The following is a 13,173-nucleotide window of genomic DNA, read 5'->3' as shown; positions in this document are numbered from 1 at the left end:
TTAACAGCTAATCTTATCTACTCTAGTTTGATGTCTTCCTCCTTCAAATTCAGTTTCTAAGAAAGTTTCAACAATTTCAATAGCTTGCTGAATAGAAGTATAACGAGCCGGAATACTAACAATGTTAGCATTATTATGTAAACGGGTTAAATAAGCAATCTCTTTGGTCCAGCATAAACCAGCACGAACTCCAGCGTGTTTGTTAACAGTCATTGCTATTCCGTTTCCGCTTCCGCAGATTACAATGCCAAAATCAGCTTTTCCTTCCTCAACATCAACAGCAACAGGATGCCCAAAATCTGGATAATCTACAGAAGCTTCTGTATCTGTTCCATAATTAGTTACTTCATGTCCTTTTGATTCTAAATACTGAACAATTGCTTTTTTATAATCTGGTCCTGCGTGGTCGTTTCCTATAGAAATTTTCATTTTTTTTTGTATTAGATTTTAAACTGCAAATTTAACCAAAGTATTTTAGAAAAAGCCACAAAACAGTCATTCAATTCTTAAGAACAGATTAAGAAAAAAACAAAAAATTTTATTTAAAAAAAATACCATAACTGATTGATGCTAAGAAATTTTTTAGTTTATTAACATTTACACAAAAACATAATAGTCTGTAAATCAATACACAGAATGTAATTTAAATGTTAATATTTTGTATTGTTAATACTAAAACGTAACTAATTGATATTCAGTTAACCTTAAATTAACATAAAATGTTTATAACTTTAGATAGAATTTTAGAAGTTTTTTAGTTTTGTAAACAAAAAAAAAGTAATCCAAAACTGATATTAGAAATCCAAATAAAGTTTGGTGAATTTTTAGAAAAGTTATCAATACTTAAAAATGGTTTTTCAACAAAAAAATAAAATTCACTTATTTACAATTTACATATTTTTTGAATTGTTAACAGTTGTTAACTAATTTAAAAAACACCTTAAAAACTAAGTATTTAAGTATTAATATCAGTGTTGATAACTCAAAATAAATACCTAAAACTTGATTTCAATACATTTTCTTAAAAATTTATAGCAACAATTAACAAGCTATAATAACCATAAATAATTAATTTAAATTTAAATTTTCTTTTTGTTGTATTTAATATATGTTGACAACTTTGAAAGTTTAAAAAAGAAAAATTTTAAAAATATTCAGTTTCTTCAAAAGTTCTTTTCTTTTTTCTACTACTAATGTTGTTTTTCAGGATTTGCGTGAGGGATGGAAGTGGAGCTCTCCCGATTTTTCATCTGGAAGCGGGAACGTACAGCCCGACCCTTGTGGTCACGCCAAAAAATTATTGAATCAAGAATTTTTTTAAACGATGGAAAGTTTTGGATTCAAATTATCGAGTATTTCCTGCACTTGTTCAAAATCGTTTGGATGCACTTTGAGCTGGATGCCGCCATAAGCAAAGCTTGCCAGGGGGTCAATGGAGACAATGTGTTCGTTTTCGAAAAAATAATAAATTTTTTCCTGATCCAAAATATGTCTAAGTATCACGATTTCATGCGGATAATTAAAAATAGCAATTGTTTTAAAGCCTTTCATTTTGAATTTTTTATAAATGTAGTAAAGTTATAATTAGTTTAAAACTACTGGAGAAGACAGAATAGTGAATACAATTTCGTAATTTTAGGCTTTTAAGAAAAGATACATGAGTAAAAGATTAAGAAAGCCGATAAAGAAAGAGAAAGACTTCTCGGATAAAATTTTAAAGATATTATCGCAAAGTGCCAATAAAGCCTTTAATTATAAGCAAATAGGAGCAAAGTTAGAATTAGACGATACCCAAAGCCGTAATCAAATCATAAAAGATTTAAAGATTTTGGCAGCTTCAAAAAAAATTATAGAATCCGAACCTGGAAAATATTTGATAAAAGCGGCAAGCAAAGAGTATTACGAAGGAACAATTGACATGACTGGCCGTAAAACTGCCTATTTTATTTGTCCGGAATTTGAAGAAGACGTTTTTATACCAAGTAATAATTTGAATCACGCTTTGGATAAAGATACTGTAAAGGTATATGTTTATAATAAAAGAAGCGGCAGAAGGGCTGAAGGTGAAGTTATTGAAGTAATCGAAAGATACAAGACCGATTTTGTTGGAGTGATTGATATTCAAAAGAATTTCTCTTTTGTATCGACTGCCAATCCAAAAATGTACACAGATATTTTTATTCCGAAAGATAAAATAGGGGAGGCTGAACAGGGAGATGTCGTTTTAGTTCACATCGAAGACTGGCCTGCCAGAGCAGACAGTCCATTTGGAAAAGTGGTGAAAGTTCTTGGAAAACCTGGAGAACACGATACCGAAATTCACGCAATTCTTGCCGAATATGGTTTGCCTGCTGAGTTTCCTATTGAAGTTGAAACCTTCGCACAGAAAATCGATACTTCGATTGAAGCCAGTGAAATAGCCAAGCGCCGAGATATGCGCGATACGCTGACTTTTACAATTGATCCAAAAGATGCTAAGGATTTTGATGATGCATTGTCTTTCAAAAAGTTAGAAAATGGAAACTACGAAATAGGGATTCATATTGCTGATGTTTCGTATTATTTGGAAGAAGGAACTATATTAGACGATGAAGCTTTTCAAAGAGCAACATCCATTTATTTAGTGGATAGGGTAGTACCTATGTTACCAGAAGTACTTTCTAATTTTGCCTGTTCATTACGTCCGCAGGAAGAGAAATACACGTTCTCGGCTATTTTTGAAATCACCGAGAAATGTCAGGTTGTCAATCAATGGTTTGGCAGAACAGTAATTTTTTCTGATCAGCGTTTTGCTTATGAAGAAGCGCAATACATTATTGAAACCAAAGACAATACTATTCCTGCTGAAACTTCTATTACAGGAAGTTCTTATGTAGTTTCGTATGAAATCGTAGCAGCTACGCTAAAAATGGATGAGCTAGCCAAAATATTTCGCAGAAACAGAATGAATGAAGGCGCTATTTCTTTTGATAAAGTAGAAGTTAAATTCAACTTGGATGCAGAAGGAGAACCTGAGGGAGTTTATTTTAAAGTTTCAAAAGATGCGAATCATCTGATTGAAGAATTTATGCTTTTAGCTAATAGAAAAGTTGCGGAATACATTGGAAAACAAAAGAAAACGTTTATCTATAGAATTCACGATGAGCCGAATGAAGACAAATTAATAGCGATGCAAAATCTGATTGCTAAGTTTGGTTATAAAATTGATTTCAGAAATAAAGGTGATATTTCCAAATCATTGAATGCTTTGATGGAAGAAGTTAATGGTAAAAAAGAGCAGAATTTAATCGATACTTTGGCTATTCGATCGATGAGCAAAGCTAAATATTCTACTGATAATATTGGTCATTACGGACTGGCATTTGATTATTATTCACACTTTACATCGCCTATCCGCCGTTATCCTGATGTAATGGTGCATCGTTTATTGCAATATTATCTGGATGGAGGAAAATCAGTAGATGAAGATGTGTATGAAGCGAAATGTCTGCATTCCTCAACAATGGAAGGTTTGGCCACTAATGCCGAAAGAGATTCTATAAAATACATGCAGGTAAAATACATGCAGAACCATCAAGATCAGGAATTTTTAGGTGTTATTTCAGGAGTTACCGAATGGGGAATCTATGTAGAAATCATAGAAAATAAATGTGAAGGAATGGTAAGAACTCGTGATATAAAAGAGGATTATTATACTTTTGATGAAAAACAGTATGCATTGGTAGGATCTAACTCCGATCGATTATTGCAATTGGGTGATGAGATTTATGTAAAAGTAAAAAATGCTGATTTGGTTAAAAAACAATTGGATTTCAATTTTATAAAAAGAAATGAGTAGGATTTTAAATAGATATATTAACAATTAAATTTTTTTGAAATGAAAAGAATAATTTTAGTATTTTTTGTACTTCTTGCACAAATTACTTTCGCGCAAACCACTATAGATCTTGGGGACTTTACAGATTTGAAAGTATTTGATAAATTGAGTGTAACTTTAATAGCTTCCAATGAAAACAAAGCCGAAATAACTGGAACAAATCAAAGTAAAGTTGAAATTGTTAATAAAAATGGACTTTTAAAAATAAAAATGCCATTAACAAAAATAATGTCTGGTGATGAAGCAAAAGTTACAATATACTTCAAGAAAATCCAGAGTATTGATGCTAATGAAGGCAGCAGCGTAATCTGTGCTGATGTTTTCAAGCAAACTACTATTACTTTAGGAACACAGGAAGGAGCTAAGATTACTGCTGTATTGGATGTCGATAAAGCGACTATTAAAGCGTATTCTGGAGGAATTATTAAAATTACAGGCAAAGCAGTCACTCAATCGGTTTTAATTAATTCTGGAGGGATTTTAGAAGCTGGTGATTTAGAAACTTCTCAAACTACAGTAAGTTTATCTGCAGGGGGAAGCGCTGATGTAAAAGCCAGTATTCTGGTTGACGCAAAAGTAAAAGCCGGAGGAACTATTACTGTTCATGGTAAACCAAAAGAATTAAGACAAGAAACCTTTATGGGTGGAACTATAGTTCAGAAATAATAAATTTGTAACTAATTTTTAAAGTCATTTTTTAATGATAAACGATATTTTGACAGGTATTCCTTGGGGAGTATTATTAAGTTTTATGATTGGTCCAGTATTTTTTATTTTACTTGAAACAAGTATTATTAAAGGATTTAGAGCCGCTTTAGTTTTTGATTTAGGTGTAGTTTTAGGTGATGTTTTTTTTATAACAATTGCCTATTTAGGCAGTTACAGATTGATTCAAAGTTTAAATGATAATTCTTCATTGTTCATTTTTGGAGGATTTATAATGATGGCTTATGGTTTTATTTCTTTCCTTGGAATTAAAAAAGAGAAAAGAGTAAACACCAAAACTATTGATAACGAGATTATAAAAAAGAATTATCTGGGTCTTTTTTTAAAAGGTTTTTTTCTGAATATTATCAATATTGGCGTTCTTGGATTTTGGCTGGCTGTAATTATTTCAGTAGGACCAAAATTAGAAATGGAGACTTCAAGAGTATTAACATTTTTTATCTCAGTTATTTTAACTTATTTAATAATTGACTGTATTAAAATTGCATTGGCAAAGCAATTGAAGCACAAAATGACACCAACTAATATCTATAAAATTAAAAGAGGAATAAGTGTTATTTTAATAATTTTTGGTTTTGCATTAATTTTTCAAGGCTGGTTTCCAGAAGAAAAACAAATGGTAAAGAATGCTTTTGAGAAAATTGATAAGTAATTTTTAAAAGAAATATAATATGAAAGAGGCTGTAATTAGCCTCTTTTTTTGTACTAATAATTAGCTTATTTTAGTAAGATTGCTTAGTTCCTCGCAAAGACATATCAAGTCTTTGCGAGGAACTAAGCAATCTCATTCTATGTTTTTTAGAAAAATTAGAAATAAAAAAATTCTAAATTACTATAGAAGTTTCGAAAGAATTATTTGGATTCGTGCCTAAATTTTACTTTTTTTTTATAAAAAATAAGTCATAAAAATGACTAAAATTGCTTTAAAGGTTTTAGATATATCACCCGGATTCGAACCTAACCTTTATTTAATTTTTAGAAAAATTAAACATAAAAAAACTCTAAATTGCTTTAAGGGTTATGAATCTCGTCCGGATTCGAACTATATCTTTAACTAATTTTTTCTAAAAATTAAACATAAAAAAAACCTCTAAATTGCTTTAGAGGTTCCTGAGGCATCGTCCGGATTCGAACCGGAGTAGGAGCTTTTGCAGAGCCCAGCCTAGCCGCTCGGCCACGACGCCATTGTTGAACGGATGGCAAAAGTAACTCAAATTTTTAAAGTTTAAAAGCTAAAAGTTAACTTTTTTCCTTTTTTATGACAATTGTTATAAATTGAAATAACGTTCTTCTTCCATTTCTATGGTAACAGCTTCTACATCACCGCCAATAGGAGGATTTATTTTTGAAACAGCTACTTTGATTTTTGAAACTGTTTCAAGCTCTGATAAGGCTCTATCAATAATTCTTTTGGCTACATGTTCTAATAAATTGGATCTGATAGCCATTTCTTCAACTACAATTCTATTCAGATGCACATAATCTACCGTATCTTTTAAATTATCTGAAATGGAGGATTCTTTCAAATTTGTTTTTATTTCTAAATCAATACTATAATCTGAACCTATTTTTCCTTCTTCTATCAAACAGCCGTGGTATGAAAAAGTGCGGATATTTTTTAATTTTATTGTTCCCATTTTTTTGTTTTTATGTAATCAGAAAGCATTTCTTTATATTTATAAGCGTAGATAATTTATACAAATGTATTAAAATATGACAACTGTTTTTTCTTTAAAGTCTATTATCTTATTGAGTGTTATCTATGTTCAATTTTTTATCTTTGCTAAAATTTTAAAAAATGGCATCAGAAGAGAAATCCCTTCATTTTATTGAACAAATTATAGAAGACAGTTTAACAAACGGTTTTTCACAAGATAAATTACGTTTTCGTTTCCCTCCAGAACCTAATGGTTATTTACATATTGGTCATGCTAAATCTATATGTTTAAATTTTGGTTTAGGTATAAAATACAATGCACCGGTAAATTTACGTTTTGATGATACCAATCCAGCTAAAGAAGAGCAGGAGTACGTTGATGCTATCAAAGACGATATAAAATGGTTAGGTTTTAATTGGTCTGAAGAATTGTATTCATCTGATTATTTTCAGCAATTATACGAATGGGCAATTGCTATGATTAAAAATGGTAAAGCTTATGTTGATAGTCAATCTTCTGAAGATATGGCTATTCAAAAAGGCACCCCTACACAACCGGGAGTCGATGGACCATACAGAAATCGTTCTATTGAAGAAAATTTAGCTCTTTTTGAAGGAATGAAAAATGGTGATTTCCCTGAAGGAAGTCATGTTTTAAGAGCGAAAATAGATATGGCTTCGACAAATATGCTCATGCGTGATCCATTGATGTACAGAATATTACACCGCCACCATCATCGTACTGGAAATGAATGGAATATTTATCCAATGTATGATTATGCGCATGGTGAAAGTGATTATGTCGAACAAATTTCACATTCGATTTGTACTTTGGAATTCGTGATGCACCGTGAATTATACGATTGGTTTTTGGATCAAATCTATGATGAAAATCAAGTGCGTCCGCATCAATATGAGTTTGCTCGTTTAAATCTGAACTATACCGTCATGAGTAAGCGTAAGCTCTTGCAATTGGTGCAGGAAAATATAGTAAATGGTTGGGATGATCCTAGAATGCCAACTATTTCCGGACTTAGAAGACGCGGTTATACAGCTGCCGCTATCCGTAAATTTTGCGAGGTGATTGGTGTAGCAAAGCGTGAAAATATAATTGATGTTTCTCTTTTGGATTTCTGTTTGCGTGAAGATTTAAACAAAACGGCTCCAAGAGTTATGGCTGTTTTAGATCCTGTAAAAGTGGTAATTACTAATTATCCAGAAGGAAAAGAAGAGTGGCTGGATGCAGAAAATAATCAAGAAGATGAATCTGCTGGTTATAGAAAAGTGCCTTTTTCTCGTGAATTATATATAGAAAGAGATGATTTTCTTGAAGTTGCTCCAGCTAAGTTTTTCCGATTAAGTATTGGAAATGAAGTACGTCTTAAAAACGGATATATTATTAAAGGTGAGAGTATTACTAAAGATGAAAATGGTGTTATTACTGAAATTCAAGTTAGTTATGATACTGATTCTTTAAGCGGGAGCGGGAGTGAGGCGAGTAAACGAAAAGTAGCTGGAACATTGCATTGGGTTTCAATTTCACATGCTGTTGAAGCGGAAGTTCGTTTGTATGATCGTTTGTTTATTGATGAAGCGCCTGACAGTCATAAAGAGAAAAATTTCTTAGAATTTATGAATTCAGCCTCTTTGCAAATTGTAAAAGGATATGTAGAACCAAGTTTAGCTGATGCTAAAATAGGTGAACATTTCCAATTTCAACGTTTGGGTTATTTTGTTGTTGATAAAGATTCAACTGCTTCAAAATTAGTATTTAACAAAACTGTGAGTCTTAAAGATGCTTGGGAAGAAAAGGATAAGAAAGAGGTTAATTTGTTGATGAATACTCAAAAAGAGATCAATAAATATGTAAAAGAAAAGGATGAAAGTATTGCAATTACTCTTTTGAATAGTATTGTTGATAATATTAAATCAATTGATAATTTTAGTTTATTGAGTCAAACGGTTGTTAAGAATGTTAAGAATGATAATAATTCTTTATTGTTTGCTAATTTACTTTTACATTTTTCTGATAAAGTTAAGGCTAATGATATTGATTTAGATGTTGTTCATAAATTATATACAATGTCGTTAAAAAGTCAATTGGCATCGGTTCGAATTTTCGTTTTATTAAATATCAAAAAAGATTTAATTAATCATTCTGTTTTTGAATCTCAAATTGCTGATTTAAGAAATATAGAAAAGAATGAAAAAGTTATGGAAGTTTTAAATTCAATATAAATTTTATATTATAGTTTTTATCAATATAAATCGCTTTTAATTAAGCGATTTTTTTATTATATATATTAGTGATTATTTTTTAAATTTTTATAAATATTTTTTATAAAAAACAGCTTTCATAAATTGATTCTAAGCTATTTTCTGATTTAGCTTATATCAATTTATGTTTTTTATTTTTTGATTAATTAGGAGTTTTAATTTAAGGTTTAACTTAAAATAGCCTTTTTTTATTTTTTATTGGTTTATTTTAATTATTGTTATTTGATTTTAGATAAAATATATTTATTATTTATTTTATCTATTTTAAAATAATTTTTAATTGATATTTTTGATTAAAAATCACCTTCATATATTTGTTTTAATATAACTTTGTTTAGTTTTTATATCTATATATCATTTATCTTTTTTAATCCAAATAGAGGCTTTATTTTACTTTTTTAGCTATTAATTTGTAGTTTAACGGCTTGTTAACACATGTTTGTTGATAAAGTTGTAAATTTATTAAATAGTAACTTTTAAATTTTAATAAAATGTCAAACAACACAGGAAATACATTAATAGCTATTTTAGTTGGTGCAACTATTGGCGCAGGGCTTGGAATTTTATTTGCCCCAGATAAAGGTTCTAATACTAGAGAAAAAATCAAAGATGGTTTTGATGATGTAAAACACAATCTTAATGGTAAATTACATGAGGTTACTGAAAAGCTTAAAAGCAGAGGTATTTTGAATAAAGAGGATATTGATCGCAATTATGATCATATTGTAGCTAGTCTTAGTGAAAAAACTGAAGATGTTGTTTCTTACTTAGAAAACAAATTAGCTGAACTTAAAGAAAAAAATGCTAAATTTCAGTCATAAAATCTAGACTATGGCATTTGATAAGATAAAAGAAAGTTCAGAAGATATTCAAAATGAAGCTCAAGCTTATTTTGAAAAATCAGTATCTTATTATAAATTATGGGGTTTCAAGGTTGCAATGAAATCAACTACCATGATTTTAAAATTTACTTTGATCTTATTATGCTTTAGTATGGTTTTATTATTTGTGTCTGTTGCTTTAGCTTTATTTATTGGGAATTATTTTGACAGTTATGCTATAGGTTTTATTTCTGTAGCAGGTATGTACTTAATTGCTACTTTACTTTTATTTTTGGTTAAAGACAAAGTAATAGAAGGACCAATTTTAGAAAAATTCTCTGAAATCTTTTTTAATGATTAATTATGGAAAACAAAAAGTATTCTTCTTATGCAGCTATTGATCGTGATCTTGAGATCTTGAAATTAGAAAAGCAAATCAGTTATCAAAGATTAGTTTTGAGTATTCAGAAAACTAGAGATGCGATTACACCCGAAAATATTGTTAAAGGTTTTTTAGCTCCTTATAAAGACAGTTTTCCCAATCCTTTGAGGTCTATATTACAGACAATAGTTCCTTATCTCATAAGTTATTTTATTAATAGAAAAAGAGGCTTTTAAGCCTCTTTTTTGTTATTATTAATTATTGAGCTATAATAATTGTTTAATAAAGATTTTATTTGTTAAATTTTATTTACTTATTTTAGCTCTTATTAATTTTATTCAACTGATTTTCATTATGAAAAGAATTTTATTTAGTTTATGTTTAATTTCTTGCCTTTATGTCTCTGCTCAGACTACAACAATTTTTGAAGTAAAGGATAACAAACAATATTTATATTATAAATCTACCTTACTGCCAAATGGTAATTCTGTACTGATATGGAAAGATATTTATGATGTTAATGGCAATAAAAAACCGCTTTCAGATGGTTTTAAACCTGATATGTTAATTCATGCAAATTCTGAGAACTCTTTTTTTAATGTAGATCAATCTAAAAGCAAATTTAATCCTCAATACATGTATATCATTGACGGTAAAATTATTGAGATAAATAAATCTGAAGTTAAGGATTCTAATATTTTATTTTTCGAAAAGAAGCATAATTTTACATCAAAATATGAATATAATTTAGTCGATAAAAAAGGGAATTTCAAAATTGATTTTTTGAAAGATGATATTTATTTATCTGTAAAAGATATTTTAACCAGAAAGAAGAATACTTATAAAATCGAAAAACCTAATTTAGACAATTATATTGGATCAGGTTTTATAAATATAAAAGAAGAATTTAGATTTGATTTAGTTGTTAATTATGATGAAACAATTGATTTAGTAAGTAAATCTATTTCAAAAGATTATTTAAATACTATTTTGTATAAAACTCGTTTATCAAATGAAGGAAAAAAAGTTAACAATTTAGTTTATAATTTAAAAATTCCAAATCATGTTTTTCTGTATTCAAAAAATGATGCTGGAAAATATAATTATGGCGGTTATGATAATGATTTTCTCCATTTTTCAGATGATCTTTCTATAAACAACTATATTGAAGATGTAAATAATGGTGATATTTATATTTATGGACTATTTGGCGATGAATCAGGAAAGTTAAATACTATGGCTAATCCTAAAGGTTTTTATATTTTCAAATTTGATAAATCAGGGAATAAGATTTGGGAATCAATCAATAATATTAATGATTCTGATTTTAATAAAGGACATGTAATGAACACCATTTTTGTTGATTTATTTCAATTAAATAATAATGTTTGTTTTACAATTAGAATTAATGGGCTGAAAGATTTTTTTAATTATAGTATTGTAGATAAAGTTTCTGGGAAAACAGTAAAAACACAAGCTTTAGAATTTAATGAAACCTTCGCTCATTTAAACGATGTTAATAACAATTATTTTGATATTAATTCGAGTTTTAAAAATCTTAAACAGCTTAAGAATACAACGTTTGACTTTAATGGGGTCGTTGCTTTTAATTTAAATTCTAAAATTGCTGCTTATATAAGCAGTAAAAACTCAAGTAACAAAATGTTTTTTTCAGCAGAATTTTCGGATAAAGGAATTTGGTTAAATGAAAGCGTTGAAAATGAATATTTCAAAGTAACACTTTTTAAAGATTAGTATAAAAAAAGCTCCCAATGATTTGGGAGCTTTTTTTGTTTTTATAATGTTGCTATTGTTTTTTGTAGCCTTGTAATAGTTTCTTGTTTTCCAATGACTTCGACAATATCAAATAGGTGAGGGCCTCTAAGAGCTCCGACTAAACTCAATCGAAACGGTTGCATTACTTTGCCCATTCCAATTTCATTTTTGGTCAGCCAATCTTTTACGATTGTTTCAATATTCAAAGAAGTGAAATCACTTATTTCTTCGAGTACCGATATTAATTCTTGCATTAATGCAGGAGTTTCAGCTTTCCAATTTCTAGTAGCTTTTTCGTCATAGTTTGTTGGAGCTATAAAAAAGAAGTCACTCATTTCCCAAAAATCAGAAACAAAATCGGCTCTGTCTTTTATTAATGAAACAATTTTTGTCATTTCAGCCAAAGAAAAATACCTGTTTAGATTCTTTAATTCAATAATCTTTGTGAATTCTTCGGCCAAAACCGTATTATCTTTTTTCATCAAATGCTGATGATTGAACCATTTGTTTTTTTCTGGATCAAATTTAGCTCCTGATTTGTGAACTCTTTTCAAATCAAATGCTTCTGACAACTCTTTTAATGAAAAAAGTTCTTTATCAGTCCCGTCATTCCAGCCCAATAGTGCTAAAAAGTTTACAACTGTTTCTGGGAAAAATCCTTTTTCTCTATAGCCTGATGAAACACCTTCTGCAGTTTTCCATTCTAATGGAAACACTGGAAATCCCATTTTGTCTCCATCACGTTTGGATAATTTACCATTACCAATTGGTTTTAATATCAATGGAAGGTGTGCAAATTCTGGTGCTTCCCAACCAAATGAGCGGTAAAGCATTGCGTGTAACGGCATAGAAGGAAGCCATTCTTCACCACGAATAACGTGTGAGGTTTCCATTAAATGATCATCAACAATATTGGCTAAATGATAAGTAGGCATTCCGTCACTTTTGAATAACACTTTATCATCCAAAAGATTAGTTTCAAATTTTACTTCTCCGCGGATGATGTCCTGCAAATGCAGTGTTTCATTTACCGGAGTTTTAAAACGGATTACATAATCTTCATTGTTGGCAATTCTTTTAGCAGTTTCTTCTTTCGAAATTACTAATGAAGTATCTAGTTTTTCACGATTGTGATGGTTGTAAATAAAAGTTTTTCCTTCAGCTTCGTGCTGTTTTCTATGTACATCCAAAGCTTCGGCAGTATCAAATGCATAATATGCATTACCAGATTCTATCAATGTATCTGCGTATTGTTTGTAAAGGTGTTTTCTTTCGCTTTGTCTGTATGGACCGAATTTTTCATTTTTTCCAACGGTTTCTTCAGGTGCAATTCCTAACCATTCCAAGGCTTCCAATATGTATTCTTCGGCTCCTGGAACAAATCTGTTTTGGTCGGTATCTTCTATTCGTAGATAAAAAGTTCCTCCATTTTTTTTTGCAAACAAATAATTAAATAAAGCGGTACGTACGCCGCCAATATGTAAAGGCCCCGTCGGGCTTGGTGCAAAACGCACACGAACTGGTTTAGACATTATTGTAAATTTTTTTGCAAATATACAATTTCAATTCGTCCTTTCGATAACTGTAAATACTGTTTCTTCAAGGCTTTAATATTATGTTTTATTTACCTTTTCGTAAGCATTAAAATTATTACTTT

Annotated in this window: 12 protein-coding genes and 1 tRNA gene; 8 read left to right on the top strand and 5 right to left on the bottom strand. The window is 29.6% G+C overall.

All coding sequences use genetic code 11. The annotated features are described in order from the left end of the window. Both rpiB and CLU83_RS16815 read right to left on the bottom strand, forming a co-directional pair. Entirely contained in the window at window positions 1-429 is a 429-nt protein-coding gene (gene rpiB / locus CLU83_RS16820; RefSeq protein ID WP_100432675.1) for a ribose 5-phosphate isomerase B, read from the bottom strand. 888 nt (window positions 430-1,317) lie between these two features. Next, entirely contained in the window at window positions 1,318-1,551 is a 234-nt protein-coding gene (locus CLU83_RS16815; protein ID WP_100432674.1) for a hypothetical protein, read from the bottom strand. A 106-nt stretch (window positions 1,552-1,657) separates the two neighbouring features. On the opposite strand from CLU83_RS16815, the gene rnr reads away from it, so the two are divergent. Genes rnr through CLU83_RS16800 form a run of 3 tightly spaced genes read left to right on the top strand, consistent with a single transcriptional unit; the run spans window position 1,658 to window position 5,255 of the window. Then, complete coding sequence (gene rnr / locus CLU83_RS16810; protein WP_100432673.1) at window positions 1,658-3,838, top strand: ribonuclease R; 2,181 nt, start codon at window positions 1,658-1,660, stop codon at window positions 3,836-3,838. Between the two features lie 39 nt (window positions 3,839-3,877). Further along, window positions 3,878-4,543: a head GIN domain-containing protein gene (locus CLU83_RS16805; RefSeq protein WP_100432672.1), complete on the top strand. Its 666-nt coding sequence runs from the start codon at window positions 3,878-3,880 to the stop codon at window positions 4,541-4,543. Window positions 4,544-4,577: 34 nt separating this feature from the next. Beyond that, the gene (locus tag CLU83_RS16800; protein WP_100432671.1) at window positions 4,578-5,255 is read left to right on the top strand and encodes a LysE family translocator; all 678 of its coding nucleotides are present in this window, start codon (window positions 4,578-4,580) and stop codon (window positions 5,253-5,255) included. Window positions 5,256-5,716: 461 nt separating this feature from the next. On the opposite strand, the gene CLU83_RS22175 is transcribed toward CLU83_RS16800, so the two are convergent. Together CLU83_RS22175 and folB are read right to left on the bottom strand one after the other, a co-directional pair. Beyond that, a tRNA-Cys gene (locus CLU83_RS22175) sits at window positions 5,717-5,787 on the bottom strand. 84 nt (window positions 5,788-5,871) lie between these two features. Continuing rightward, on the bottom strand, window positions 5,872-6,240 hold the full coding sequence (gene folB, locus CLU83_RS16795; RefSeq protein WP_100432670.1) for a dihydroneopterin aldolase: 369 nt from the start codon (window positions 6,238-6,240) through the stop codon (window positions 5,872-5,874). A gap of 161 nt (window positions 6,241-6,401) precedes the next feature. On the opposite strand from folB, the gene CLU83_RS16790 reads away from it, so the two are divergent. The 5 genes from CLU83_RS16790 (at window position 6,402) to CLU83_RS16770 (ending at window position 11,495) form a co-directional block, all read left to right on the top strand. Further along, window positions 6,402-8,498, top strand: a complete 2,097-nt coding sequence (locus CLU83_RS16790) for a glutamine--tRNA ligase/YqeY domain fusion protein (RefSeq protein WP_100432669.1) — start codon at window positions 6,402-6,404, stop codon at window positions 8,496-8,498. Between the two features lie 530 nt (window positions 8,499-9,028). Then, window positions 9,029-9,358, top strand: a complete 330-nt coding sequence (locus CLU83_RS16785) for a YtxH domain-containing protein (protein ID WP_100432668.1) — start codon at window positions 9,029-9,031, stop codon at window positions 9,356-9,358. A 10-nt stretch (window positions 9,359-9,368) separates the two neighbouring features. Next, on the top strand, window positions 9,369-9,719 hold the full coding sequence (locus tag CLU83_RS16780) for a competence protein (RefSeq protein WP_100432667.1): 351 nt from the start codon (window positions 9,369-9,371) through the stop codon (window positions 9,717-9,719). Window positions 9,720-9,721: 2 nt separating this feature from the next. After that, the gene (locus CLU83_RS16775) at window positions 9,722-9,976 is read left to right on the top strand and encodes a DUF6327 family protein (RefSeq protein ID WP_100432666.1); all 255 of its coding nucleotides are present in this window, start codon (window positions 9,722-9,724) and stop codon (window positions 9,974-9,976) included. A gap of 118 nt (window positions 9,977-10,094) precedes the next feature. Beyond that, window positions 10,095-11,495 carry a hypothetical protein gene (locus CLU83_RS16770; RefSeq protein ID WP_100432665.1) on the top strand — a complete coding sequence of 467 codons (1,401 nt, stop codon included), beginning with the start codon at window positions 10,095-10,097 and terminating at the stop codon, window positions 11,493-11,495. Between the two features lie 41 nt (window positions 11,496-11,536). Here CLU83_RS16770 and gltX read toward each other — a convergent pair whose 3' ends face one another. Then, window positions 11,537-13,048, bottom strand: coding sequence for a glutamate--tRNA ligase (gene gltX, locus CLU83_RS16765; RefSeq protein WP_100432664.1), 1,512 nt, complete (start codon window positions 13,046-13,048; stop codon window positions 11,537-11,539). Window positions 13,049-13,173 lie beyond the last annotated feature (125 nt).

This window comes from Flavobacterium sp. 1, from assembly GCF_002797935.1.
GTDB lineage: Bacteria > Bacteroidota > Bacteroidia > Flavobacteriales > Flavobacteriaceae > Flavobacterium.
Note: the sequence above shows the minus strand (reverse complement) of the source record. Positions and strands in the feature narration are given on the sequence as shown.